22 protein-coding genes are annotated in these 25900 nt (G+C 39.3%); 14 read left to right on the top strand and 8 right to left on the bottom strand.

Features of this window, described 5'->3' with window-relative positions; genetic code table 11:
- Nucleotides 1-113: 113 nt before the first annotated feature.
- The 10 genes from FBD94_RS11630 (at nucleotide 114) to FBD94_RS11585 (ending at nucleotide 11549) form a co-directional block, all read left to right on the top strand.
- Nucleotides 114-2735, top strand: coding sequence for a zinc-dependent metalloprotease (locus FBD94_RS11630; protein WP_136880302.1), 2622 nt, complete (start codon nucleotides 114-116; stop codon nucleotides 2733-2735).
- A 21-nt stretch (nucleotides 2736-2756) separates the two neighbouring features.
- Entirely contained in the window at nucleotides 2757-6113 is a 3357-nt protein-coding gene (locus FBD94_RS11625) for a SusC/RagA family TonB-linked outer membrane protein (protein ID WP_136880301.1), read from the top strand.
- Between the two features lie 11 nt (nucleotides 6114-6124).
- Nucleotides 6125-7447 carry a RagB/SusD family nutrient uptake outer membrane protein gene (locus FBD94_RS11620; RefSeq protein ID WP_136880300.1) on the top strand — a complete coding sequence of 441 codons (1323 nt, stop codon included), beginning with the start codon at nucleotides 6125-6127 and terminating at the stop codon, nucleotides 7445-7447.
- Between the two features lie 88 nt (nucleotides 7448-7535).
- Nucleotides 7536-8285 carry a LytR/AlgR family response regulator transcription factor gene (locus tag FBD94_RS11615; RefSeq protein WP_136880299.1) on the top strand — a complete coding sequence of 250 codons (750 nt, stop codon included), beginning with the start codon at nucleotides 7536-7538 and terminating at the stop codon, nucleotides 8283-8285.
- 104 nt (nucleotides 8286-8389) lie between these two features.
- Nucleotides 8390-8719 (top strand): ArsR/SmtB family transcription factor, encoded by a 330-nt coding sequence (locus FBD94_RS11610; RefSeq protein WP_090784836.1) that lies wholly within the window; start codon nucleotides 8390-8392, stop codon nucleotides 8717-8719.
- A 38-nt stretch (nucleotides 8720-8757) separates the two neighbouring features.
- A complete protein-coding gene (locus FBD94_RS11605) occupies nucleotides 8758-9327 on the top strand; it encodes a DUF6428 family protein (RefSeq protein WP_136880298.1) in 570 nt (189 codons plus the stop codon).
- A gap of 22 nt (nucleotides 9328-9349) precedes the next feature.
- Entirely contained in the window at nucleotides 9350-9769 is a 420-nt protein-coding gene (locus FBD94_RS11600) for an arsenate reductase ArsC (protein ID WP_136880297.1), read from the top strand.
- Nucleotides 9770-9779: 10 nt separating this feature from the next.
- Entirely contained in the window at nucleotides 9780-10838 is a 1059-nt protein-coding gene (arsB, locus tag FBD94_RS11595) for an ACR3 family arsenite efflux transporter (RefSeq protein ID WP_136880296.1), read from the top strand.
- Between the two features lie 133 nt (nucleotides 10839-10971).
- A complete protein-coding gene (locus FBD94_RS11590) occupies nucleotides 10972-11253 on the top strand; it encodes a type II toxin-antitoxin system RelE/ParE family toxin (protein ID WP_136880295.1) in 282 nt (93 codons plus the stop codon).
- A gap of 5 nt (nucleotides 11254-11258) precedes the next feature.
- Entirely contained in the window at nucleotides 11259-11549 is a 291-nt protein-coding gene (locus FBD94_RS11585) for a HigA family addiction module antitoxin (RefSeq protein WP_136880294.1), read from the top strand.
- Nucleotides 11550-11666: 117 nt separating this feature from the next.
- Here FBD94_RS11585 and FBD94_RS11580 read toward each other — a convergent pair whose 3' ends face one another.
- Entirely contained in the window at nucleotides 11667-13436 is a 1770-nt protein-coding gene (locus tag FBD94_RS11580; protein WP_169472285.1) for an ABC transporter ATP-binding protein, read from the bottom strand.
- 2 nt (nucleotides 13437-13438) lie between these two features.
- Entirely contained in the window at nucleotides 13439-14218 is a 780-nt protein-coding gene (gene truA / locus FBD94_RS11575) for a tRNA pseudouridine(38-40) synthase TruA (RefSeq protein ID WP_136880292.1), read from the bottom strand.
- 88 nt (nucleotides 14219-14306) lie between these two features.
- On the opposite strand from truA, the gene FBD94_RS11570 reads away from it, so the two are divergent.
- Both FBD94_RS11570 and FBD94_RS11565 read left to right on the top strand, forming a co-directional pair.
- On the top strand, nucleotides 14307-14771 hold the full coding sequence (locus tag FBD94_RS11570; RefSeq protein WP_136880291.1) for a DUF4293 domain-containing protein: 465 nt from the start codon (nucleotides 14307-14309) through the stop codon (nucleotides 14769-14771).
- 84 nt (nucleotides 14772-14855) lie between these two features.
- Entirely contained in the window at nucleotides 14856-16745 is a 1890-nt protein-coding gene (locus FBD94_RS11565; protein WP_169472284.1) for a DEAD/DEAH box helicase, read from the top strand.
- A 76-nt stretch (nucleotides 16746-16821) separates the two neighbouring features.
- Here FBD94_RS11565 and FBD94_RS11560 read toward each other — a convergent pair whose 3' ends face one another.
- The 4 genes from FBD94_RS11560 to FBD94_RS11545 all read right to left on the bottom strand — a co-directional run bounded on the left by FBD94_RS11560 (nucleotide 16822) and on the right by FBD94_RS11545 (nucleotide 21061).
- Entirely contained in the window at nucleotides 16822-17169 is a 348-nt protein-coding gene (locus FBD94_RS11560; RefSeq protein WP_136880290.1) for a hypothetical protein, read from the bottom strand.
- Nucleotides 17170-17228: 59 nt separating this feature from the next.
- Nucleotides 17229-18227: an NAD(P)H-dependent glycerol-3-phosphate dehydrogenase gene (locus FBD94_RS11555; RefSeq protein WP_136880289.1), complete on the bottom strand. Its 999-nt coding sequence runs from the start codon at nucleotides 18225-18227 to the stop codon at nucleotides 17229-17231.
- A 75-nt stretch (nucleotides 18228-18302) separates the two neighbouring features.
- Nucleotides 18303-19661 carry an efflux RND transporter periplasmic adaptor subunit gene (locus FBD94_RS11550; RefSeq protein WP_136880288.1) on the bottom strand — a complete coding sequence of 453 codons (1359 nt, stop codon included), beginning with the start codon at nucleotides 19659-19661 and terminating at the stop codon, nucleotides 18303-18305.
- 32 nt (nucleotides 19662-19693) lie between these two features.
- On the bottom strand, nucleotides 19694-21061 hold the full coding sequence (locus FBD94_RS11545; RefSeq protein WP_131609949.1) for a TolC family protein: 1368 nt from the start codon (nucleotides 21059-21061) through the stop codon (nucleotides 19694-19696).
- 43 nt (nucleotides 21062-21104) lie between these two features.
- On the opposite strand from FBD94_RS11545, the gene FBD94_RS11540 reads away from it, so the two are divergent.
- Nucleotides 21105-21722 (top strand): polysaccharide deacetylase family protein, encoded by a 618-nt coding sequence (locus FBD94_RS11540; RefSeq protein ID WP_131609950.1) that lies wholly within the window; start codon nucleotides 21105-21107, stop codon nucleotides 21720-21722.
- Nucleotides 21723-21880: 158 nt separating this feature from the next.
- Nucleotides 21881-24157, top strand: a complete 2277-nt coding sequence (locus FBD94_RS11535; RefSeq protein WP_136880287.1) for an aconitate hydratase — start codon at nucleotides 21881-21883, stop codon at nucleotides 24155-24157.
- Between the two features lie 84 nt (nucleotides 24158-24241).
- On the opposite strand, the gene FBD94_RS11530 is transcribed toward FBD94_RS11535, so the two are convergent.
- Nucleotides 24242-24457: a putative signal transducing protein gene (locus tag FBD94_RS11530; protein ID WP_131609952.1), complete on the bottom strand. Its 216-nt coding sequence runs from the start codon at nucleotides 24455-24457 to the stop codon at nucleotides 24242-24244.
- A gap of 36 nt (nucleotides 24458-24493) precedes the next feature.
- A complete protein-coding gene (locus FBD94_RS11525; protein WP_136880286.1) occupies nucleotides 24494-25831 on the bottom strand; it encodes a GH1 family beta-glucosidase in 1338 nt (445 codons plus the stop codon).
- Nucleotides 25832-25900 lie beyond the last annotated feature (69 nt).

The raw sequence follows: 25900 nt of genomic DNA, 5'->3' as shown, positions 1-25900 counted from the left end.
AACGTTTAGTTAACATTTTTTTCACTCCTTAAAACTGCGCTTTCACTCTATTGAATGAGGTAGCCCACGCGTTATAATTTCATAATACGCAAACATTCAGGCATTTTAGATTTATGATTTTAAATAAGACTTCGCTTATAGCTTTATTTATTCTTATCTCTGTGATTGGTGTAAATGCGCAAACTTCTAAAAAACTTCCTAAAGTTGCAGCAAAAAAACTCAGCACTGATTCGCTAAAAAAGAAAGCGGCTCAGGATACGACTAAAAAAAACACTTTAAAGGATTATAAAACCCTGTTAAAGAAAGCAAAAACTGTCAATGGCATTTTCAAAGTACATCAGGTAGAAACGGATTACTACTTTGAGATCCCATTAAGACTGATGGATAAAGACTTTTTGGTAGTCAACAAAATCTCTTCTGTTCCTATGGCCATTAATGAAGCTGGCGTAAACAAAGGAATGAACTACGAGAATAAAGTAATTCGTTTTCATCCAAATATATTAGCAAAAACTGTTTGGGTAAAAACCATTGTTCCACAGGTAGAATCACCCGCAGGAGATGCCATTACACAATCCGTAAAGGATAATTTTGTAGGTTCAGTCATTGAGTCTTTTAAAATCGAAGCCTACTCCCCTGATTCATCAGCGATAGTGATTAAAGTTAATAAAGTATTTGATGGTACCGAAAAAAGCTTCAACGATGTATTTACCAATATAGGTTTGGGTACAAGTCCAAAACCATCATTATCTGCCATTGAGCATATTAAAAGTTTCCCACAAAATGTCGTGGTACGTTCTTTAATGAGCACATCGGTTACAGAGGGGCAAAGCACCATTGCCATCAGTGTTGCAGTAACGACCAATATATTGTTGTTACCTGAAACACCAATGAAACCCCGCTTTGCAGACAATAGAGTTGGCTATTTCAGCACCCCTAGATGGTATTTTTCAGATGCCCAACAAAAACTGGAAACCAGAGAACTGATTACCAAATGGAAGTTGGAGCCTAAACCGGCAGACAGAGCACGTTATTTAAAAGGTGAACTGGTAGAGCCAGCTAAACCTATCGTATTTTATATAGACCCATCTACTCCAAAACAATGGAGATCATATATCATTGATGGTATACACGACTGGCAAAAAGCTTTTGAAGCCGCTGGTTTCAAAAATGCTATACAAGCTAAATTGGTTACCGACTCTGCTGATTTTGATGGCGATGATATTCGTTATTCTGTAGTTACCTACGCAGCATCTCCAAAATCAAACGCTATGGGCCCTGCAGTAGTAGATCCTCGTTCAGGTGAGATTCTGGAATCAGATGTGATCTGGTGGCACAATGTGATGACTTCTTTACAATACTGGATGCGTGTACAAACAGGCATTATTGATAGCGGAGCAAGAAAAAACAACTTCAGCGTAGAGCAAATGGGGCATGCGATCCGTTTTGTATCCTCGCATGAAATCGGTCATACCTTAGGCTTAAAACATAACATGGGCGCCTCTGTGGCCTATCCTGTAGATTCATTGCGTTCGCCAGCCTACACTTCCAAAATGGGTGGAACAGCGCCTTCTATTATGGATTATGCACGTTTCAACTATGTAGCGCAACCAGAAGATCAGGTGACTAACATTACGCCGCAAATTGGTGTATATGATAAATATGCGATTGCGTGGGGATACAGGTGGCTAGATACTCAAGACCCACGGAAAGAACTGGAAACACAAAAAGAGTGGATCAAGGCGCATGAGAATGATCCTTTGTACCACTATGGTGAGCAGCAAAGCACCATAGTAGATCCAAGAGCACAGTCGGAAGATTTGGGTGACAATGCCATGAAAGCCAGTGAATATGGATTAAAAAATCTAAAACGTTTGGTTCCTCAAATTTTAAACTGGGCAGCTGAACCTGGAGATTCTTATTACCAGGCAGGTAAACTTTACATGGCTACAGTATGGCAATGGAATACCTATGCAGACCATGTGATGAGTAACATTGGTGGCTATTATCTGGAGCACCCTGTAGCGGGCGACGGTAAAAAGGCTTATACACCGGTACCTAAAGGTATACAGGTAGAAGCGATGAACTACTTGAAGAAAGAGCTATTCAATCTTCCAGAATGGTTGTTTAAACCAGCCCTATTGTCTAGTACGTTTGCCATTAAGGATACCCCTCTTGGACCTTTTGAATATGGACCTTACAACTTGAAACGTGAACAACAATCATCATTGATGTACAATTTAGTAGCAGATGATCGTTTATTAAGGTTATTGGAGATGGAATCCATTTATGGAAAGGATAACGTATATACGGTTACGGAACTGCTGAGAGAGATTAGAGAGACATCGTTTAAACAGACGCTAAAAGGCAAATCATTATCGCTTGATGAGCGAATGACCCAACAAAACTATGTGGACGTTTTACTGGTAAGTGCTGACAAACTGATGGAGAAAGTGAACAAAAAATCACTTCAACCGTTAGTTAAAAATAACTTACCCGAATTGTGCGACCTTACTCCTCGTGCTTTTCAAAACAACACCGCTATTAATGGTGATAAGCTTAGAAATATTCATGTGAGCTCTATGACCAGGACGTCTGATGTGGCTTCGGCAAAAAGAGGCGAACTGATAAAAATCCTAACCCTTTTAGAAAAGAATAAAACCAACGGTGATGAGGAAACAAGGAGCCATTATATGGACTTGATACTAAGAATCCGTCAAAGTTTGAAAATCAATTAAACCATCAATATATTAGTACAAATGAATAAACTTTTAATATTCTTTATCCTGCTCTCCCTTAGCCTTAAAGGCTATAGCCAGGAACAAACCACAGTTACCGGTACGGTGCTGTCGGAAGAAGATGGAAAGCCAATTCCCGGGGCTTCTGTTTTCGTAGATAAATCAGGGATTGGCGAGCAGTCGAGCCCAGGCGTAATCCAGAACACCGTGATCGGCGCGATGACAGATATCAATGGCCACTTTACGTTAAAAGTTCCTGCTGGAACTACTTATTTAAAAGTGAGTTATATGGGCTATGCTACGGCCATGGTAAACATTACCAATAAAACTAAGGTTACCGTTTCATTAGTAAATGATGACAAAGCATTAAATGAAGTTATTGTAACCGGTTACGCAGACATTCAAAAACGTAAAAACACAACTTCGGTAGCGAAAGTAGATTACGAGAAGGTTCGTCAGAGCGGTGTTTCTAGTGTTGATCAGATGCTACAAGGACAGGTTGCAGGAGTTTCTGTAACGAGCTTAACTGGTGGTCCGTCTGCGGCACCAAAAATCCGCATCAGAGGTACAGTATCGTTAAATGGTACACAAGATCCTCTATGGGTATTGGACGGGTTGCCACTTGAAGGTACCAATATGCCTAAGCTTCTTGATAAAGACAACATTGATGAGTTACGTAGCTTACCACTAGCGGGTATCAATCCTGATGATATTGCTGACATTACCATCCTTAAAGATGCTGCTGCTACCGCTATTTATGGTGCAAGAGCTGCCAATGGCGTAATTTTAATTACGACTAAAAAAGGTAAAAAAGGACCGATGGCCATAAATTTCAGTGCCAATAGCTTTATTGCTGAGCGTCCGGATTTCAGCAAGCTGAACCTAATGAATGCGACTGAGAAAGTTGATTTCGAATTGGGTATGGCTTCAAGATCAGACCTTGACTACAGAGATAACCTTGGTTCAGTATCAAGAATATTAAAAAAAACAGGCGAACTGGCAGCATACCGTGCTAATGGTTTCTCAGGATTAAAGGCCAGTACACAAGAGCAGATTAATGCATTGAGAACTGCTAACACGGACTGGGGAAAGGAATTATACCAATCGGCCGTTAACCAGCAATACACTTTGGGTTTATCTGGAGGAACGGATCAGGCCAATTACTATTTCTCAGGAGGTTATTACAATGAAAAAGGTTCAACCATTGGTACTGGTCTGACAAGATACAATACTACTTTAAAAACGGACTTTACGATCTCCCCTAAGTTAAAAGTAGGCGTGGCATTATTTGGATCCGTAACTAATCAAAAAAACTATTTAACAGAAACTGGTGCCTTTACTAACCCATCTCGTTACGTTAGAAATGTGAATCCATATTTAACGCCAAGAGATGCAAATGGTGCGTACGTTTATGACCCGGATATTCAGGGTGCCTCAAGTTTTAGTGGAGACATTTTTGTGCCCTTCAACATCCTGGAGGAACGTGAAAATACCAGATATAATCTGAGCAGCAAAAGTTTTAAAGGAATATTTGACGTTAACTACAAGATTATTAAAGACCTGAATTTCCGTTCGGAAATGGGTTTACAATTTGAGGAGAATGGTTCTGAAAAGTACGGTAGTGCTGATACTTACTTTGTACGTAAAATGCGTGAAGGTACCAGATATTATAATTCTGCTACTAAAAAATATGAGTATTTCCTTCCTCAGGGCGGTGTAATACAGAACGGGAATACTTCTTTCTTCCAGTATAACTGGAAAAACATATTCGAGTACAATAAAGTCATCAATGAGAAGCATGAGATTGAAGCCCTTGCTGGTGCAGAAATCCGCAGAACTAAGAATGAGTTGATCAATACAAAAGGTTTTGGTTATAACGACCGCACCTTAACCAATCAAAACATTGTATTCCCAAAACCAAGTGATGCGGCCAACGCGAACTATAGAGGATACCAAAAAACCTTCGTTGAGAACGCTTATGCCTCATTTTATGGTACGCTTTCTTACACTTATGATAGAAAATACACCTTATATGGAAGTATCCGTTACGATGGATCCGATCTATTTGGTGTAGATCCTAAATACAGATTTTTACCTATTTACTCGATATCAGGTGCCTGGAATGCCAAAGAAGAAAACTTCCTTAAAGACGTAAACTGGCTATCTAACTTACGCCTGAGATCATCTTATGGTTTACAGGGAAATATCGACAAAAACACCAGCCCATACGTTGTAGGAACTTATGAAAGTGGAAGTATACTACCAGGTGGAAATGAAGAGAGCATAGTTGTAACCAGTCCGCCCAACCAAAAGTTACGTTGGGAAAAAACAGCAACGTTTAATGCTGCTGTAGACCTTGGCTTGTTTAACAATGCGGTACAGGTAACCGTGGAATACTACAACAGAAATAGTAAAGACCTGATTGGTGTTCAAGAGCTGTCGTTAGAGAATGGCTTCGACTTTACCAATTCCAATTGGGCGCAAGTCAATAACAGAGGATTAGAGTTCAGTATCTCAACCAGGAACATCACTACTAAAAACTTCTCGTGGTCGACAGATTTTAACATCGCACACAACAAGAGCAAAGTAGTGAGAGAAAAAGCAAGCTTACAGTCATTCTCCCCTTCTAAAGAAGGTTACTCGGTAAACTCGTTGTTTGTAATTAAAACAGCAGGATTAGATGCGAATGGTATACCTCAGTTTCTTCAGAATGGCAATGTGGTTTCGATGGAGCAATTTTACAAACTATTTGATCCCTTTGCTGGTGGAGACCTGGCGGGCTTTTTATCTCAAAGTAGCTTGACCAATAAAGAATACCAGGGTTTATTTACTTATGCTGGCGATCGTGACCCAAAATACACAGGAGGTTTAGTTAACCGTTTCAGCTACCGTAATTTCGATCTTTCCATAGCAGCAAGTTTCAACCTTGATCAAATGGTATCAGCTAACCCACTGTTTAACCCTGCTAAGATGGATCGTGGACAGAATTACAGTAAACTTATTTTAAATGCCTGGAGCCCAACAAACACCGGCAGCACTATCCCAGGATTTATTGGTAGTTATACAGATGGTGGCAGCAGGTGGATGGCTAACAACTGGTTAAACGATGGTGATCCTGCAAATTCATTCAATAATCTGGATATCTGGGCTAAAAAAATGAGCTACTTAAGGGTGAACAGTATTCGTTTCGGTTATAGTTTACCAGCTAAGTTAGCCGGTAAAGTAAAAGCAAATAACTTACGAATCAGTGTTGAAGGCCGAAACATGCTAGTATTCGGATCAAACTATGATGGTTATTTCGACCCAGAAACATATGGTAATATTTATGCTCAACCAATCACAAAAAGCATATCTATTGGTTTAAATGCAACTTTTTAATGCAAAATCAAATGAAGAAATTAATCATATTAAGTGCTGTCCTGCTTTCATTAAGCATCAGCAGCTGTAAAAAATATTTAGACATTGAACCAGTTGGAAAGGTAATCCCTACTACTGTTGAAGATTTCAGAGCATTGATGACCTCTGCCTACCTTGGCTTTCCTAAGCATAAAGCTTTATTGGCCTTCCGTACAGACGAGCTGACTTTGAATAATGGCAATGATAATTTTTCAGCAGTAAAGGATATCTACTCCTGGAAAGATGCTGGCCAGGATGGCTTAACAGCCCCTTTCCCATACATCACATTTTATAAAAGTATTTTTTATACCAATCAAGTAATTGCTGATGTAGAGGCTAAAGCAGGTAAATCAGCAGAAACTGCACAATTGAAAGCTGAAGCTTATCTTTTAAGAGCTTATGCACATTTTGAGTTGCTAAACATGTACGCTAAACCTTACAACAGTGCTACAGCAAGCACAGACAGAGGCGTTCCAATTTCTACTACTATTGATATAGAGCAGAAATTCCCCATGGCTACCATAGAAGCGGTTTACAATCAGATCTTTTCTGATTTAGCAGCTGGTCAACAGTTACTGACTGTAGATAAATGGGATAGCGGCAAAAATTATCGTTTTAGCAAAAGAGCAGCGCTTGCTTTATCCGCAAGAATCTATGAATTCAGAAATGAGTGGGATAAAGCATTAACTGCAGCACAAGCAGTGCTAACAATCAACAATGAATTGGAAGATCTGAATGTTGCGGGTAGCCTATTGCCAAATGATTACAAGTCAAAAGAAAACATCATGTCACTTGAAGAGGTAATGGACTCGAGAACTTCTAATGCATCATACATTTCAGCCCATTTATTGAGTATATATGATCAGACCAATGATTTACGTTTCCATAAGTATTTCAGTATCGACGATTTAGACTATGTTTCTGTAAAAGGAAATTCTGATGCATTGAAAATTACTTTCCGCAACGGAGAGATGTATTTAATCGCCGCAGAAGCAGCATTACAAACTGGAAAAAATGATGTAGCCTTACAACGCTTACTGGACTTGAAAGCTAAACGCTTAACGCCAACCTATTTTCAGGCTGAAAAAACTAGAATATCTGGTCTGACTGCACCTGATTTAATGAAAGAGATATTGGCTGAACGTGAGCGTGAACTAGCTATTGAAGGTCATAGATGGTATGATTTAAGACGTTATGGTCAGCCTCAAATCACTCATACTGTAGGCACAGACAATTTTGTGCTTATACAAAACGATCCAAGGTATACCATTCGTTTCCCTAAAGACGCCATTGCAAACAATCCAGATTTGCAATAATCTTTAAAGCGCTAAAGGAATTTAAACTCCGGTCTGTATTTTTCAGACCGGAGTTTTTTTTTACTTTTACACTCAAGCGTAAAAATTAATGAGGGTATTAATTATTGAGGATGAAGAATTGGCGGCGGACACACTGCAGAAAACCCTCATGCACATTAATCCCAACATCCAAGTATTGGCTATTTTAGGCACCATAGAGGCCGCTGTAGCTTGGTTAAAGAAAAATACTGCCGACTTGCTGTTCATGGACATTCACCTTGGCGACGGCGAAAGTTTCCAGATTTTTCAACAGGTGACTGTAAATAGTCCGGTCATCTTTACCACGGCTTACGACCAGTACACACTAAAAGCTTTTAAAAATCAAGGCATCGATTATTTATTGAAACCCTTTGATGAGGATGATGTACGGGTGGCTTTGGCTAAACTAAGTACCATACGCAACGCCTCAGACTTAACACTTCCTCAAATGCAACCAGAGCCTCCGATAGGGAAGCTACGGAATAGGTTTATGGTTAAAATGGGTAAGCTGATAAAGACTGTTCAATCGGAAGACGTGGCTTATTTTATGGCTGATGATAAATACCTTTTTCTGGTTACTAAAGATCAACAAAACTATATCATTGAAGAAACCATTAGCAGTCTGGAACCTCAATTGGATCCTGCTGACTTTTTCAGGGTAAATCGAAAATTCATCATTAACATCGATGCGATTAAAGAGATGTACAAGCTATCGAGAAACCGGGTTAGGATCGTACTTAACCCCGCTCCTGCTGATGGAATTGAGGTAATTGTTAGTGAAGAACGTGCCGAGGCATTTAAAAACTGGCTTGATTTATAAACCTTCCATCCTGTTTAGCATCACCAATTTGTAATCCCTTCGTTAAAATAATCATTAAAATTTGTATTCCTCATTACAACATCGTAATATTGCGATATATAATTATGGGACTTACTAAATCAGAAATATTTACAGCGGAGCAAAACCAACTTTCACAGTTGTTGAAAGCAATGGCACATCCTGCACGTATCGCTATTTTACAGCAGATTATTTCTGCCAATGCTTGTATTTGTGGGGATCTGGTAGAGGAACTTGGTTTAGCGCAAGCCACCATATCTCAACATTTAAAGGAGCTTAAAAATGCAGGTATCATTCAGGGAACGATTGAAGGTGTAACCGTTTGCTACTGCATTAATCCTACAACATGGAAATTATTAGAAACACAATTAGGCGCATTTTTGGGTTCGTTTAAAGATCCAAAAGGCTGCTGTTAACCTTTTTTTACTCAAATCAATCGTAAAATTGCAATATTATGAACACAACAGAATTAACTACCTGGAGCACTTTTAAAACTGCTTTAATACAGCATCCTGAATTGACACTTCAATTTCAATATGCCCAAGATAAGTGGGTAGATGCTTCTTACCACATCACTGAAATTAAACAAGCTCCAATTGTCTCTGTAGACTGCGGAGGTGTAATGAACTCTTGGACAGAAATCATTGTACAACTTTGGGAGCCTACAGTAAAAGAAAGTGACAGAGCAATGCAGGTTAACAAAGCGCTATCTATCATTACGCTAGTAGAAAAAAGCTTACCACTTAACCCTATAGCTATTGTAAAAATAGAATTTGGCAACTCCGCTTTCGATACCCGCCAAATGTATCCTGGTGATATCACCATTGAAGGGGATAATCTCGTTGTTAACCTAAGTCCTGATTTTACACAATGTAAAGCCATTAACAGAGGTGGAAGTTGTGGAACTACAGATACCGGCGAGGAATGCTGCGCACCTGAAGCAAAAACAGAAAAACCTAAACTAGTAATGATGAACCTGGCAGCTGACGGAAATGTTTGTACTCCAGGATCAGGTTGCTGCTAACCAATAAACCCATTATACAAAAATGAAAAAAGTATTAATATTATGTACCGGCAATAGCTGCCGCAGTCAACTGGCCGAAGGATTTATCAGACATTTTGCAGGTGATACTGCAATCGTTTATAGTGCTGGGATTGAAACACACGGTGTGAATCCCAGAGCCATAGCCGTAATGGCTGAACGTGGAATTGACATTTCAAGCCATACTTCCAATAACGTTAGTGAATACGCAAACATAGACTTTGATTATGTGATTACGGTATGTGACAACGCCAAGGAAAGCTGTCCGTATTTCCCTACCAAAGCACAAAAGTTTCATTATAACTTCCCTGACCCGGCTAAAGCTACAGGAACGGAAACTGAGATTATGCAGGAATTCAGGCGCGTAAGAGACATGATTAAAGACTACTGTTCTGATTTCGTTAAAACGCATCTTAGCAACTAAAAACCTCTTTATGTTAGCAAACAACTGCCTGCCTGCGACCGATAGGAAAAAACTGAGTTTTTTAGATCGCTATTTAACTTTATGGATTTTCCTGGCCATGGGCTTAGGTATTGGTATTGGCTATTTTGTTCCTTCTTCGGCAGACTATATCAATTCTTTTTCAAGTGGATCAACTAACATTCCACTGGCCGTTGGTCTGATCTTAATGATGTATCCCCCACTGGCAAAAGTAAGGTATGAGCAAATGGGAGAAGTGTTTAAGGACACCAAGGTATTAACTACATCGCTAGTCCTAAATTGGATTATAGGCCCCATACTCATGTTTGTCCTAGCCATTACCTTCTTAAAAGATTATCCAGAATACATGACAGGGCTCATTCTTATTGGGCTTGCCCGCTGTATCGCCATGGTGGTCGTATGGAATGAACTCGCAGAAGGAAACAGGGAGTACGCCGCCGGATTAATCGCCTTAAATAGCATTTTTCAAGTTCTATTTTATAGTATCCTTGCCTATTTCTTTATCACCGTTTTACCGCCATGGTTTGGCATTCAAGGACTAGAAGTTAACATCTCCATCTTAGATATCGCCCAAAGTGTTGGTATTTACCTGGGAATACCATTCATACTAGGTATCATAAGCCGTTACTCTCTCATGAAATGGAAAGGTGAAGACTGGTTTCAAAATAGATTTGTACCCTTCATCTCCCCTATCACCCTCATTGCGCTCTTATTTACCATCGTGGTGATGTTTAGCTTAAAAGGAGAACTGATTGTTCAAATCCCCTTAGATGTAGCACGAATCGCAGTTCCATTACTTATTTACTTCGTCCTTATGTTTGTCATCAGCTTTTTTGCTGGAAAATACTTCGGCGCGGACTATTCAAAACGAACAGCAATCGCCTTCACCGCTACCGGAAACAATTTTGAATTGGCTATTGCCGTTGCCATTGGTGTATTTGGCATTAACTCAGGACAAGCCTTTGTTGGCGTTATCGGACCACTAGTCGAAGTCCCTGCCTTAATCGCATTGGTAAATCTGGCATTTTGGTTCAGAAAAAAATATCAATAAAATAAAATTCAATTTTGCTAACCAACTTATACCCAAAATATCAGTGATTTACAATATTCTTTTAGGAATCTAAATAATATAAAAATTCACAACAAAATACTTACCTTTAGCGTTAGTATCATATCTCATCAGTATGATTTTATCTTTTGGAAATAGAGAAACTGAAAAAATATATAATGGAGAACGCATAGCAAAGCTTGCTCTTGAAATACAAAGAATTGGGCTAAGAAAACTAATTATACTAGACCAATCTCAAGATATAAAAGATTTAATAATTCCTCCTTCCAATAGACTGGAGAAATTAAAAGGAGATAGAAAAGATTATTATAGTATTAGAATAAATGATCGTTGGAGAATCATTTTCAAATGGATCAACAACGATGCCTACAATGTTGAAATTATAGATTATCATTAAATATCATGGAAAGATTACCGAACATACATCCCGGAGAAATATTACAGGAAGAGTTCTTATTACCTTTAGGAATTACCCCGTATCGTTTGGCAAAAGAAACTGACATCCCTCAAACCAGAATATCCCAGATCATAAAGGGAAACAGAAGAATAACAGCGGATACGGCAATTAGACTAAGTCGTTTCTTTGGCAACTCTGTAAAATTTTGGCTCGGACTGCAAGATGATTACGATATCAGAGTTGAATTAGCTGAGAAAAAAGATCAATTTGACCACATCAAGCAATTGGTTTATTAGTTAGCTGCGCTTCCTACAACCGCCCTGCTTTAGAGAAAAATTACCTTCGCTGAAACGGCCTCAGCGTTCTTCGCTTCTTCAGCGAAGCAATGCAGCCGTAGAAGAGAACGGTTATTTTTATTTTTCGACCCCAATTGAGTTAAACTGCAACTCGTACAACCTTTTATAATACCCGTTCAGCTTAAGCAGCTCCTGGTGTGTCCCCATCTCCTTGATCTCGCCTTTATCCAATACCAATATCTTATCCGCTTTCTGAATTGTAGAAAGGCGGTGAGCAATTACAATAGACGTTCTACCCTGCATCAAATTCTCTATCGCGTGTTGGATCAGCATTTCCGTTTCCGTATCCACAGAAGAAGTGGCCTCATCCAATACCAAAATAGAAGGATTATATACTAATGCACGAATAAACGAAATCAACTGAGCTTGTCCGGCAGACAGCGTAGCCCCACGTTCCATTACATTGTACTGGTAACCTCCCGGCAGACGCATTATAAAATCATGGGCACCTACTTTTTTAGCCGCATCAACGACTTCTTCCATTGTGATAGCTGCATTATTTAACGTAATGTTGTTGAAGATCGTATCAGAAAATAGAAATACATCCTGCAAAACAGTAGCGATATTACTGCGCAGATAATTGAGCTCATAGTCCTGGATCTTTACTCCATCCACCTTTATTACTCCCTTCTGGATCTCATAAAATCGATTCAAAATATTGATCGTAGAAGATTTTCCGGCACCAGTAGCCCCGACAAGCGCAATGGTTTTTCCGGCAGGCACCTCGAAAGAAATATCCTTCAGTACATAATTCTCCTCATTATAAGCGAACCACACTTTATCAAAAGAAATGGCTCCTTTCATTTGCTCAGGTACAAATGATCCCTTATTTTCCGTTACCTCGTCCGTATCCAGCACTTTAAAAACACGTTCGGCACCAACCATTCCCATTTGCAGGGTATTAAATTTATCAGCAAGCTCTCGGATGGGCCTGAACAACATGTTGATGTACAAGATAAACTCAGCAATAATACCTGGCGTTACCGTTAAAGGTTTAGACAAGATACTTCTTGAACCATACCATACCAGTAAGCCTAATGATACGGCTGAAATGATCTCTACAACCGGGAAGAAAATAGAATAGTACCAGTTAGAGCGGATATTTGCATCGCGGTATCGGGCATTGATCTTTACAAACTTTTTATATTCTTGCTCTTCACGGGCAAAATATTGAATGATAGAAACCCCAGAAATGTGCTCTTGCAAGTAAGTGTTAAGATTAGACACTTCAGTACGAATTTCCTGAAAGGCAGACTTAATCGCCTTTTGGAAAACAGAGGTCGCCACAATCAACAATGGCATTGGCAGCAATACCACGAGGGTTAATGCCCAATCTTTATAAACCATTACCCCAATGATCACGATAACCATTAGAATATCGCCAATAATCACAATTAGTCCCTCTGAGAAGATTTCGGCGATGGTTTCAAGGTCTGAAACTGTACGAGTGATCAACTGTCCAATGGGTGTATTATCAAAATATTTAAGCCTTAGCTTGGTGATGTGATTGAAGACATTGATCCTTAAATCTCGAATGGCCGACTGCCCCAAAGTATTAGTTAGTAGAGTATGGCTAAATTGTATCCCGGCTTGCAACACCAACAGTACCAGCATAAGGATAGTCATTCCCAATAAACCATTGTACTGATCCTTCATGATGTAATTATCCAGCGTATGCTGAATAAGAAACGGTCTGGCAGGTGCAATTAAAGCCAGCAATATGGTTAAAACAATAGACAGTATAAAGGTTTTGCGGTAAGGCTTTACGTATTGAAAAACCCTTTTCAATAAGCTTACATTAAACGCGTCACCAGCTATTCTAGACATATTTATTTTACAAAAGGATAAATTACATTTACTAAATATAAACCACAGGCAGGAACAGACTGACCTGCATTACTCCGGTTTTTACTTTCAACAATTTCTTTAAAATCGGCTAAATCAAGCTCTTTTTTACCAATTCTGATCAATGTCCCTACAATTGCGCGCACCATATTTCTTAAAAAGCGGTCGGCCCTTATGGTAAACTGTAAGCCTTCATCTTTCTTTTCAAAAAAGGCTTCCATGACTTTGCAGTTATTGGTAAAAGTTTGGGTATTTGATTTGCTGAAGCAGGAAAAATCAGTATAGCCCAACAACAGTTGAGCTGCTTCATTCATAGCTTCCATATCGAGTTCACCTTTATACAACCAGGAACGGTTGAGTTTAAAAGGATCCTTATGAAAATGAATCTGGTAATGATAAGCGCGTTCAGTAGCACCAAAACGTGCATGAGCTTCATGATCTACTTCAAAAACACGCTTTACAGCAATCTGGTAAGGCAACAGAGAATTGATCCCCGATACCGACCTTAATGGATCTGGTACCTTGGCTGTTATTTTTTCTCCAAATGCTTCTTCATTTGCAATTTCCAAATCGAAATGCGCATAAAACTGCGTAGCATGTACACCGCTATCTGTACGGCCACAGCCTAGCGAAGCAACTGGTTGCCTAAAATAAGTAGATAACGCTTTATCCAGACATTCCTGTACAGTAGTGGCATTAGGCTGTATTTGCCAGCCATGATAAGCTGTGCCGTCGTACGACAATTCAATAAAATACCGTTGCATATTCAATTGTACAAAATTATCTTTTTAATCGGATATCGGATTGGTTACTATTTGCTTTTAATATATTTGTTGAAATTATTGAACTGATATGATACAACGCGTACAATCTATATGGCTACTTCTTGCTTCATTCACCTTGATCTGCCTGTTTTTTATTCCATTAATCACAAAAAGTGTGAATAATACAGAATATTTACTCTATATAGACGGACAGTATCCGTTGATTAAGGGGGCAAATGACGCAGCGATTGCGGTTACTCCTATTGGGGCAATGATCATAAATGGTGTAGCAGTATTATTATCGCTAATCTGTATTTTTCAATTTAGAAACCGCGTGATGCAAAAGCGTTTAATCATGATCGACATGGTATTGATCATTGCTACAGCGGTATTGTCAACGCTAAATGCTTCATTACTACCGGGTGGAATCAGTGGTTCATCTATCCATATTGGCTCTTCTTTATTTATTCTGGCGCTTCTGTTTTGTATGCTTGCCATCCGCGGAATTAGAAAAGACGAGCAATTATTAAGGTCGGCCGACAGACTCAGATAATTAATTGCCTGATTTTTATTTAGTTACAAAGGAGTAAAATACCAATAATTAAACTTACCTTTGCGGCTTAATAAATTATTATACATGATAAACCCATTTAGTAAATTGGGGATAAGTGATGACGTTGTTAATGCCGTAAAGGATTTAGGTTTCGAAAACCCAACTCCTATTCAGGAACAAAGTATTCCTGTACTGTTAGAGGGCAATAACGATTTTGTTGGTTTGGCCCAAACAGGAACAGGAAAAACAGCAGCATTTGGTTTGCCGCTGTTAGAATTGATAGACTTTAAGAGCAATAAGCCTCAGGCATTGATTTTATGCCCTACCAGAGAGCTTTGCTTGCAAATTACTAGCGACATCAAGAATTTCTCAAAAAACATCAGTGGTGCTAATGTCGTTGCCGTATACGGTGGCGCAAACATTATGCAGCAGCTGCGTGAAATTAGAAACGGTGTACAAATTGTAGTGGCTACACCGGGCCGCATGTTGGACATTATTGGCCGTAAGGCTATAGATTTCAGTAACGTGAAATTTGTAGTGCTTGACGAAGCTGACGAAATGTTAAACATGGGTTTCCAGGAAGACATTAACGACATTTTGTCTACTACACCTGACGATAAAAAAACATGGTTATTCTCTGCAACTATGCCTCCTGAGGTAAGAAGAATAGCTAAGAACTACATGGACTCACCTGTTGAGTTAACCATGGGTACTAAAAACACTGGTAACGTAAATATCGAACATGAGTACTACATTGTACGTGCGAGAGATAAATACGCTGCTTTAAAACGTATTGTGGATTTCAATCCAGAAATTTTTGCAGTAGTATTCTGTAAAACTAAACTGGATACACAAGATGTAGCTGAGCACTTAATTAAAGATGGTTACAATGCTGATGCTTTGCATGGTGACTTGTCTCAGCAACAACGTGATAAGGTAATGCAACGTTTCCGCGACCGTAACATGCAGTTGTTAATTGCTACTGATGTTGCAGCCCGTGGTATCGATGTAAACAACGTTACTCACGTAATTAACTACTCTTTACCTGATGAAATTGAAAGTTATACCCACCGTAGTGGCCGTACTGGTCGTGCAGGTAAAACAGGTATTTCAATCTGTATCGTAAACTCGAAAGAGATTGGTAAAATCCGTCAGATTGAAAGAATCATTGGAAAATCGTTCACAAAAGCTGACCTTCCTACTGGTTTTGACGTTTGCGAGAAACAATTGTTTGCTTTGGTACACAAAGTTCACAATGTTGAGGTTAACGAAAGCCAAATTGAGCAGTACATGCCACGCATCATGGATGAGTTTGCTGAACTGAGCAAAGATGAGGTGATCAAACGTTTTGCATCTTTAGAGTTTAACCGCTTTTTAGAGTATTACAAAAACGCACCTGACCTGAACTCTTCTGCAGATGACAGAGGTGAACGTGGAGAACGTGGTGAGCGCGGAGAAAGAGGTCCAAGAAGCAGCGAAGGTTATACCCGTCTGTTTATTAACCTTGGTTCTGTCGATGATTTCACAAGAGGTGACTTGTTATCTTTTGTTTGCAACAACGGTAAAATCAGCGGAAAAGGCATTGGCAAAATTGACTTGAAAGGTGTTTATTCATTCTTCGAAGTTGAAAATGCTGCTGTTGAGTCGTTATTCAACAACTTTAAAGGTGTTGAATTTAACAACCGCGGAGTAAGAATCGAAAAAACAGCTGATGGCGATGGCGGCGGCGGTGGTCGTAGTCGTGGTGGATTTGGTGGCGGTGGCAGACGCGAAGGCGGAAGTTACGGTGGCGGAAGACGCGAAGGCGGCGGCGGTGAGCGTAAAAGCTACGGCGGCGGTAACAGACGTGAAGGCGGTAATAGCGGTGGTGGTTTCAGAGATTTCTCTGGAAGAAGCCGTGAAGATAAAGCTGGTGGAGCTGGAAGACGCGAAGGCGGAAATAGCGGTGGTGCTGATAGAAGACGTAGATCTTAATTAAACCCAACCAACACATTACAAAAGGCCTCTGGAAATTCCAGAGGCCTTTTTACTTTATAAGTTAGCTGTAGGGTTACATTTTATGTTCGGGTCTATTTCTAATCTGAGAAGCTTTCAAATAAACCTTCCCCCCTTTTTTATTGATGTAATATTTTCTGTTTTTACCATCGATATACACATCAGTTCCATCAGGAGCCATTTTACCTTTATAAACCTTATCCGCAACCTTAGAGGCACCCTTCACAGCAACTTCGGCAGTTTTATTCCCAACAGTTGTTGCAGTTTTACCAATCGCCTTACCCGTTTTATCAATCGCCTTACCTACACCGGTCTCTTTCTTCTTATCCTGCGCATTAGCACTAAAGACTAGAGTAGTACACAACGCTATCGTTAGCAGTCCTAATAAATACTTTTTTTTCATCGTCCTATGGTTTTTGTATACAATAAAACCATTAACAATCTCTAGACAGTTTTGTTTGCTTAATTAAGCTGTTCGGTCAGCAGGCGCATTTCAATATGTGGAGAATGTTTTTCATACAGAATAGCATATACAGCCCTACTGATAGGCATATCCACCTTATATTTCTTATTGATGTGATGCATACAACTAACGGCGTAATACCCTTCAGCAATCATATTCATTTCCAATTGAGCAGATTTTACAGTGTAGCCTTTCCCGATCATATTCCCAAAAGTGCGATTGCGACTAAATTGTGAGTAAGCCGTAACCAGCAAATCACCCAAATAGGCAGATTCCTTGATATCTCTAGTAATTGGATGAACCGCATCAACAAACCGTTTGATTTCTCGGATCGCATTGGAAATCAATACCGCTTGAAAATTATCCCCGTAACCTACACCATGACAAATGCCACTCGCTATTGCATAAATATTCTTCAGTACAGCCGCATACTCAGTCCCAAAAATATCATCAGAAACATTCGTTTTGATGTACCTTGTACTTAAAAGATTGGCAAAAAAACCGGCAAGACCTACGTTTACAGAGGCAATGGTTAAATAAGACAGTTTTTCCAAGGCCACTTCTTCTGCATGGCATGGCCCGCTGATCACCAGGATGTCTTCTAATGGAATATTGTATTTCTGATGAAGAAACTCCCCAATAATCTGATTTTCGTCTGGCACGATCCCCTTAATGGCCGAAACGATCTTTTTACCTTTCAGCTGCTCAGGTGTAATTGTACTAAGTGTTTCTTTAAGAAAAGCTGCCGGCACATTCAAGATGATATAATCTGCTTTTTTAATAATTCCAGCAATATCATCAGATATATTATCTTCAGGAATCCTGACTTCAACCGAGCTTAAATAATTCGGGTTGTGCTTATATTTTTGAATATGCGTTATGGCCTCTGCATTTCGCATCCACCAATAAATCTCTTTTGCAGAAAAGTTATCTGAGAGCATTTTTATAATAGCAGTAGCCCAACTACCCCCACCAATCATTGCGACTTTAGGTATCATACATTATAAATAAAAAATCCCGGTCTAATGTTTTAAACCGGGACAATTTACTCATTTAAAAAGTATTGATAAAGTTTACTTCTTACCTGGTTCAGCAAACAATTGATCCTTAGTCACTTTCTTTACTTTCATTCCGTCCTTTAATTTGTTTTGTATGGCGGAATAAGGGCCAGTTATCACTTCCTGACCAGCTTTAAGTCCAGATTTTATGATGATAAACTGATCGTTTTGGATACCTGTAGTTACTTCTACTTGCTTAACAGTCTCATCAGCATTGTAAACGTAAACGTACTGTTTAACTTTCTTATCTGTCAACTTAGTTTTTTGCTTATCAGCGTTCTCCTGATTCTCTTCCGGTTTCTTATCCTTATCATCTTTCTTTTTATCGATCGTAAAAACAGATTGAATAGGAACTGACAGACCGTTTACGGTTTCACTTTCTATATCCACTGTAGCAGATAAGCCAGGTCTGAATGGCGACGGAAGATCCTTAGCTCCACCAGTAACACTACTATAAGATTCTGGAAGGATGCGAACTTTCACAATGAAGTTAGTCACCTGGTCTACCGAACTAGTTGCCGAACCCACATCCTTAGAAGAGCTCGCAATTTCAGTTACAGTACCTTTAAATTTTTTATCTGCAAAGGCATCCACCTCAATAACGGCATTATCTCCAACCTTAACTCTGTTTATATCATTTTCATTTACATCAACATTCACTTCCATAGAAGAAAGGTTAGAAATGCGCATGATCTCTGTACCTGCATTTTGAACAGTACCTAAGATACGATCACCCAATTCTACTGAAAGCTTGGAGATCACTCCATCCACCGGGGCAAATATGGTTGCTTTTGCCAAATTCGCGCTTGCTTCCTGAACATTTGCTCCAGACTGCTCTAAGTTAAATTTAGCAGCGGTAAGGTCTTCTTTAGATCTTCCAAGATTTGTTTTGGCAGTTAAATAAGCATTTCTTGCAGCATCAAATTCAGAAGCTGAAATTACCTTCTTGTTAAATAGTTCTTGATTACGTTTGTAGGTTACTCCCTCATTTGCAAAATTCGCTTCTGCTTGCTTCAGCATTTGGGCGGCTCCTGCCACACTTGCTTTTTGGGAGCTATAAGAAGCCACAGCGCGATCATAGCCCGACTTAAGTACATCGGGGCGTACTTTAGCCAGCAGCTGGCCTTTTTTCACCAAATCGCCTTCTTTAACTAAAAGTTCAGTTACCTCGCCAGACACTTCGGAACTCAGTTTCACTTCAGTTTCAGGCTGTATTTTTCCACTAGCCGTAACAGTTTCTATAACCTTTCTATTTGCGGCCTTTTCAGTGGTTATCTTCTCACGCTTATCACCGCCTATTGCTCCAGTGTATACAGCAACAGCCAATAGTGCGACAATAATACCTACTATAATTAATATGGTCTTTAGTTTCATTCTTGTATATATTATGTGAATCTCTATGAACGTTAAAAAGCAATTTGTTTACCTAAATAATAATCTATCACTTTAGCTCTAAAAAGCAGATCATACTTTGCTCTGATCATATCTATTTCAGCTGTATTTCTTTTGGTTTGTGAAGTACTGTAGTCAAGTGAATTGACCAATCCAACATTGTAGCGTTGTTCCAATACGGAGAAGGCTTCTTTTTGCGCTTCAAAAGCTTTAGTTGCAGATGCGTAAGTACTTTCCGCAGCCTTTAAATCGGCCACTGCCTGGTATATGATTTTGTTTAAGTTATTTTTGGTAATTTGTTCGTCCGCTTGCGTTTGTAATAAATTGATCTTTGCTTTTGTCACTCCAGATCTTGCCTGAAGACCATTAAAGATTGGAATACTAAGATTTAAACCTAGCCCTTTCGAGACATTATTTTCTATCTGGGTTCTAAACGCTTCATTTTTTCTATCAAATGGCATATTATAATTATAGTTATAAAATGAGCCATAACCTCCGCTCAAAGATAACCGGGGATATAGGTTGCCTTTTGCAATGTCGATCCCTTTTTTAGCGGATTGGGTTTGCAGGCCCGCTAACTTGACATCAGGAAACATCCCTAAGGCTTCAGTATATACCTGTTCCGCATCATAAACTGCTGATGAGCGGGCAAAACTAGAAGCATTGGGCGCTGCAACATCAAATCTTGTTGATGAGGGAATGTCCATCAATTGTGCAAGGGTAATGAAAGATATCGTTAATGCGTTCTCTGCCTTCGTCACGTCCAGCTCAGCTATAGCCACCTGTGATTTAGATTCAGCAAGGTCTGCCAAAGTCTTATTTCCTACATCTAAAAGTTGCTGTTGTTGAGTTAATTGCTTGCGAGCAACTTCCAGTTGTTGTTTAGATGCTTTTAAACGATCCTTATTATAGAGGATTTCCATGTAAGAAGTAACGACCTGTAGAATAAGATCATTTTTAATCTTATCGGTGTTTACTTTACCTGACTCTAATAAAATTTTGTTCTGTCGCACCTGATTGATTTTAGAAAAACCATTAAATAGATCAAGCCCTACAGAAACCCTTGGGCTAAAGCTATAATTCTGTGTATTTTCATAAACTCCAGAACTCACATTATTACGTCCCCAATTCATATCTTGCCCTACTGATCCACTTAAAGTCGGGTATTGAGCAAGCTTAGCCTGCCTAAAATTTTCTTCAGCCAAATCTTCACTCAGCTTGGATTTAGTAACCTGCAAGTTATTTTTCAACGTTACTTCAATGGCCCGCTGAACAGTAATCACCTCCTGAGCCACAGTTTTTTGGGCAAAAGCGGTAAAAAAAAGAAATGAGAAAGCCAGAAGAAGCTTTGGAAAAGCATTATAGGAGATGATTGTCTTCATAGATTTTTTTCACAATATTAATATAAACAACTTACATTTGGACATGTACCTAGTCAAATCTCCACTTTTACTAAAATGGTATTACCCATCTTTAACATGGAATAAGCCCCGCAGTGAAAAAATTATTTATTTAACCTTTGACGACGGACCTATCCCTGATGTTACAACCTTCGTTTTAAAAACTTTAAAAAGCTTTGACGCAAAAGCTACATTCTTCTGTATAGGCGATAATATCGTTAAACATCCTGATGTTTTTGAACTCATTAAAAAAGAAGGACATCACATTGGCAACCACACCTTCAATCACCTTAAAGGCTGGAAGACTGAGGATAAGACCTATATTAAGAATTTTAAAGCCTGCCAGCAATTCACCCAAACCCATTTGTTCCGTCCACCTTATGGAAGGATAAAAAAATCGCAGGTTTCAGAAATCCAATCTGCTTTTCCTGAAACGGAGATCATCATGTGGGATGTTTTAAGTGGCGATTTCGACATCAACCTTTCTCCGCAAAAATGCTACGAAAATGTGATTAAAAACACTCGAAATGGGTCGATTATTGTTTTCCATGATAGCTTAAAAGCCTTTGAAAGGTTGGAATATGTGCTGCCTTTGGCTTTAAAATTTTTTAAAGAACAAGGATACGAATTCGGACTACTTTAAGGCATTTTTGCAACTTATTGTCCGCTTTACACTCCCCTTCGTTATTTAGAACAGGTATAAATAATATAATGATCTGCTTATGATCATGATCGCCTGTTTTTTTTTGTAAATTCGCTACCAATTATAGTAATAACTTACCCTTTTAACACATATTATCAATGGCTTTTGATATAGAAATGATCAAAAAGGTGTATGCAAACTTTGGCCCCCGTGTAGAGGCGGCTCGTAAATTAGTAGGCAGACCTTTAACACTTTCAGAAAAAATACTTTATACCCACCTTTGGGAGGGAAACACGAATACTTCTTACAACAGAGGTGTTGATTATGTAGATTTTGCTCCTGACCGTGTGGCCATGCAAGATGCTACTGCACAAATGGCTTTATTGCAGTTTATGCAGGCTGGCAGACCACAGGTAGCTGTTCCTTCTACAGTTCACTGTGATCACTTAATTACAGCTAAGTTTGGTGCTGAGGTTGATTTACCTGCAGCAAACACGGAGAGTAAAGAGGTTTTTGACTTTTTAGCTTCTGTTTCTAACAAATATGGTATTGGTTTCTGGAAACCAGGTGCAGGTATCATTCACCAGGTAGTACTAGAAAACTATGCTTTCCCAGGTGGAATGATGATTGGTACTGACTCACACACTGTAAATGCAGGTGGTTTGGGTATGGTTGCAATTGGTGTTGGTGGTGCTGATGCCTGTGATGTAATGGCTGGCTTACCTTGGGAGCTTAAATTCCCTAAGCTAATTGGTGTTAAATTAACCGGAAAACTGAATGGATGGGCTTCTGCAAAAGATGTAATCCTTAAAGTTGCTGGTATACTAACGGTAAAAGGTGGTACAGGTGCAATTGTGGAATATTTTGGCGAAGGTGCAGAAAACCTAAGCTGTACTGGTAAAGGTACCATTTGTAACATGGGTGCCGAGATTGGTGCAACTACTTCTACATTCGGTTACGATGAGAGCATGGAGCGTTATTTACGTGCAACCAACAGAGCTGATATTGCTGATGCTGCAAACGCAGTAAAAGAACACTTAACAGGTGATGCAGAAGTTTATGCTGATCCGGAAAAATATTTTGACCAGATAATCGAGATCAACCTTTCTGAACTTGAGCCTTATATAAACGGTCCTTTCACTCCAGATTTGGCTACGCCTATTTCCAAAATGAAAGAAGTAGCTGTTGCAAACGGATGGCCATTAAAAGTTGAATGGGGTTTAATTGGTTCTTGTACCAACTCATCATACGAAGATTTATCAAGAGCAGCATCTATTGCTAAACAAGCTATTGATAAAGGCTTAGTTACTAAAGCAGATTTTGGTATCAACCCAGGTTCTGAACAAGTACGTTACACTGCAAACCGCGATGGTCTATTGAAGACTTTTGAAGATCTGAATGCAACGATCTTTACCAATGCTTGTGGACCATGTATTGGTATGTGGGACAGAGTAGGTGCAGAGAAACAAGAGAAAAACACTATCGTACACTCATTTAACAGAAACTTTGCTAAACGTGCCGATGGTAATCCAAATACTTATGCCTTTGTAACTTCTCCGGAAATTGTAGCAGCAATTGCTATTGCAGGTAATTTGAGCTTTAACCCATTAACAGATACTTTAACTAACAATAAAGGTGAGCAGGTTAAATTAGATCCACCAAAAGGTGATGAACTTCCTGTAAACGGTTATGCTGTTGAAGATGCAGGTTATCAGGAACCAGCTGCCGATGGTAGTGGTGTAAATGTAATTGTATCTCCTACTTCACACAGGTTACAATTGCTTGATCCATTTACTCCTTGGGAAGGTACTGACCTTAAAGGTTTAAAACTCCTGATCAAAGCAAAAGGTAAATGTACTACGGATCATATCTCTATGGCTGGTCCATGGTTGAAATTCCGTGGTCACTTAGATAACATTTCTAACAACATGCTAATTGGTGCGGTTAATTACTTTAATGAGAAAACCGATAACGTTAAAAATGAATTGACTGGCGAATACGGTCCGGTACCTGCTACTCAACGTTCTTATAAAGCCGCAGGAATTGGGTCTATCGTAGTTGGTGATGAAAACTATGGTGAAGGTTCAAGTCGTGAGCACGCGGCAATGGAGCCACGTCATTTAGGTGTTCGTGCAGTATTGGTAAAATCTTTTGCTCGTATCCACGAAACCAACCTTAAAAAACAAGGTATGCTTGGTTTAACGTTTGCCAACAAAGAAGATTACGATAAAATCCTTGAGGATGATACAATTGATATCGTTGGCTTAACAACTTTCGCTCCTGATGTTCCATTGACGTTGGTATTACAACATGCTGATCGCTCTAAAGAAGAGATCACTGTTAACCATAGCTACAATGCACAGCAAATCGAATGGTTTAAAGCAGGTGGCGCTTTAAATATCATCCGTAGAGAAGCTGCAGCAAAAAACGCTTAATCAGCAATTGATATAAAAAAAATAGGGGTTGTACCGATGGTACAACCCCTATTTTTTTGCATTTCTGCCTATGTTTTATCTAGTTTATTCTTCTTTTTCTGAAAGGAGATTTCTGGCCGTTTCCGCATCTTTTTCAAAAAGATGGAGCCTAACACCTCCAATAGCCTGATTGTACCCCAACTGACCGCCAATATTTTCGTCAGAAAGGAAGCATTGTATACCAGCATCCATTAACCTCGATTTTACAATATTAGCCTCTATTGGGTTATAAAAAGTTTGAAATACGACGATTTTATCCATTTGATCTTGTGTTTATCCTTAATATAGTAAAAAATATCAATGCCCCAAAAAGTCTTTAAACCAGAGTCCTGAGTCCTTAACAGTACGTTGTTGTGTTTTAAAATCAGTATGAATCAATCCAAATCGTGCATTAAAACCTTCCCCCCATTCAAAATTATCCATTAATGTCCAGGCCATGTAACCGGTTATGGGAACTCCCTCCTGCTTTACCTTTAATAAAGCAGCTAAATATTGTTCGAAGTAAGCAATACGCTCCTGGTCATGAATCTGATGGTTGAGAACCTTGTCGTGATAAGCCGCTCCATTTTCCGTGATCATTAAAGGCGGAATATTTGGATAAGCTGCAAATTGTTTAATGATGTTATAAAAGCTGTTGGCATTAATTTCCCAGCCCATCGCTGTATGTGGCTTTTTTCTACTTTTAGCTTTTACTTCCCAAGCTTGCACTACAGGAATAAAAGCATTGTATTTTATAGTTAAAGGGAAATAATTCTGTAGACCTATAAAATCGAAATCGAAGGTCAGCCGTTCTGTATGTCGCCAGGTAGAGTGCTGGATCGAAAACTTTTCCATCACATCCCAATCTGCCGTTGGGTAACCCATCCCAAGCAAAGGCTCAATAAACAGTCGATTCATCAGGCAATCTACCCGCTTGGCGGCCTGTACATCCGAAGCACTTTGTGTATAGGGAATTATCTCAGAACAGGAAAAGCTGGTTCCTATATTCGCATTCTTGACTTCCGATCTTAATATCCTACCACCATCAGCCTGTGCTATGGCTGCATGATGAACAGCGGAAAAGAAATTGGTTAAGCCCGTTTTCCCCGGCGCATGAACGCCCAACATATAACCTAAAGAGGTAAATCCAAAAGGTTCATTCAATACGATCCAATTCTTCACCTTATCCCCATATTCTCTTGCACAGATAGAGACAAAGAAATTAAAACTATCATTGATAGAAAAAGCCGTCCAGCCACCCTCGTCTTCCAACATCTCCGGTAAATCCCAATGGTATAAAGTAACATAAGGTATAATACCCTGCAATAAACATTCATCAATTACCTGATGGTAAAACCTGATCCCTTCCTTATTGATAGCTCCTTTACCTCTTGGTATAATACGGGGCCATGAGATAGAAAAACGAAAAATACCGAAGCCCAACAGCTTAACCAAGGCAATATCTTCCTTGTAGCGATGATAAAAATCACAAGCTATTGTTGGCTGATGTCCCTTTTTTGTTTTTCCAGATCTTTTAGCGAAAGTATCCCAAATAGACAAACCTTTTCCATACCCCAGCGCAGCACCTTCAATTTGCGCTGCCGCAGTAGCTACCCCCCATAAAAAATCCTTTCCAAAATCAGACGCCTTGATCATATCATTTCTGTATAAAGGGCAATATGGTAATCGCTTATTAAGTTAGTGTTAAGTTCATTCCACAATTTA

Origin of the sequence: Pedobacter hiemivivus (assembly GCF_005144565.1) — a bacterium.
In the GTDB taxonomy this organism is placed as follows: Bacteria; Bacteroidota; Bacteroidia; order Sphingobacteriales; family Sphingobacteriaceae; genus Pedobacter; species Pedobacter hiemivivus.
The sequence above is the reverse complement of the archived record's forward strand: the minus strand, read 5'-3'. Positions and strand labels throughout refer to the sequence as shown.

Coding starts and splice junctions, on each gene's coding strand:
- FBD94_RS11630 (WP_136880302.1), top strand. CDS start 114: ATGATTTTAAATAAGACTTCGCTTATAGCTTTATTTATTCTTATCTCT.
- FBD94_RS11625 (WP_136880301.1), top strand. CDS start 2,757: ATGAATAAACTTTTAATATTCTTTATCCTGCTCTCCCTTAGCCTTAAA.
- FBD94_RS11620 (WP_136880300.1), top strand. CDS start 6,125: ATGAAGAAATTAATCATATTAAGTGCTGTCCTGCTTTCATTAAGCATC.
- FBD94_RS11615 (WP_136880299.1), top strand. CDS start 7,536: ATGAGGGTATTAATTATTGAGGATGAAGAATTGGCGGCGGACACACTG.
- FBD94_RS11610 (WP_090784836.1), top strand. CDS start 8,390: ATGGGACTTACTAAATCAGAAATATTTACAGCGGAGCAAAACCAACTT.
- FBD94_RS11605 (WP_136880298.1), top strand. CDS start 8,758: ATGAACACAACAGAATTAACTACCTGGAGCACTTTTAAAACTGCTTTA.
- FBD94_RS11600 (WP_136880297.1), top strand. CDS start 9,350: ATGAAAAAAGTATTAATATTATGTACCGGCAATAGCTGCCGCAGTCAA.
- arsB (WP_136880296.1), top strand. CDS start 9,780: ATGTTAGCAAACAACTGCCTGCCTGCGACCGATAGGAAAAAACTGAGT.
- FBD94_RS11590 (WP_136880295.1), top strand. CDS start 10,972: ATGATTTTATCTTTTGGAAATAGAGAAACTGAAAAAATATATAATGGA.
- FBD94_RS11585 (WP_136880294.1), top strand. CDS start 11,259: ATGGAAAGATTACCGAACATACATCCCGGAGAAATATTACAGGAAGAG.
- FBD94_RS11580 (WP_169472285.1), bottom strand. CDS start 13,436: ATGTCTAGAATAGCTGGTGACGCGTTTAATGTAAGCTTATTGAAAAGG.
- truA (WP_136880292.1), bottom strand. CDS start 14,218: ATGCAACGGTATTTTATTGAATTGTCGTACGACGGCACAGCTTATCAT.
- FBD94_RS11570 (WP_136880291.1), top strand. CDS start 14,307: ATGATACAACGCGTACAATCTATATGGCTACTTCTTGCTTCATTCACC.
- FBD94_RS11565 (WP_169472284.1), top strand. CDS start 14,856: ATGATAAACCCATTTAGTAAATTGGGGATAAGTGATGACGTTGTTAAT.
- FBD94_RS11560 (WP_136880290.1), bottom strand. CDS start 17,169: ATGAAAAAAAAGTATTTATTAGGACTGCTAACGATAGCGTTGTGTACT.
- FBD94_RS11555 (WP_136880289.1), bottom strand. CDS start 18,227: ATGATACCTAAAGTCGCAATGATTGGTGGGGGTAGTTGGGCTACTGCT.
- FBD94_RS11550 (WP_136880288.1), bottom strand. CDS start 19,661: ATGAAACTAAAGACCATATTAATTATAGTAGGTATTATTGTCGCACTA.
- FBD94_RS11545 (WP_131609949.1), bottom strand. CDS start 21,061: ATGAAGACAATCATCTCCTATAATGCTTTTCCAAAGCTTCTTCTGGCT.
- FBD94_RS11540 (WP_131609950.1), top strand. CDS start 21,105: ATGTACCTAGTCAAATCTCCACTTTTACTAAAATGGTATTACCCATCT.
- FBD94_RS11535 (WP_136880287.1), top strand. CDS start 21,881: ATGGCTTTTGATATAGAAATGATCAAAAAGGTGTATGCAAACTTTGGC.
- FBD94_RS11530 (WP_131609952.1), bottom strand. CDS start 24,457: ATGGATAAAATCGTCGTATTTCAAACTTTTTATAACCCAATAGAGGCT.
- FBD94_RS11525 (WP_136880286.1), bottom strand. CDS start 25,831: ATGATCAAGGCGTCTGATTTTGGAAAGGATTTTTTATGGGGGGTAGCT.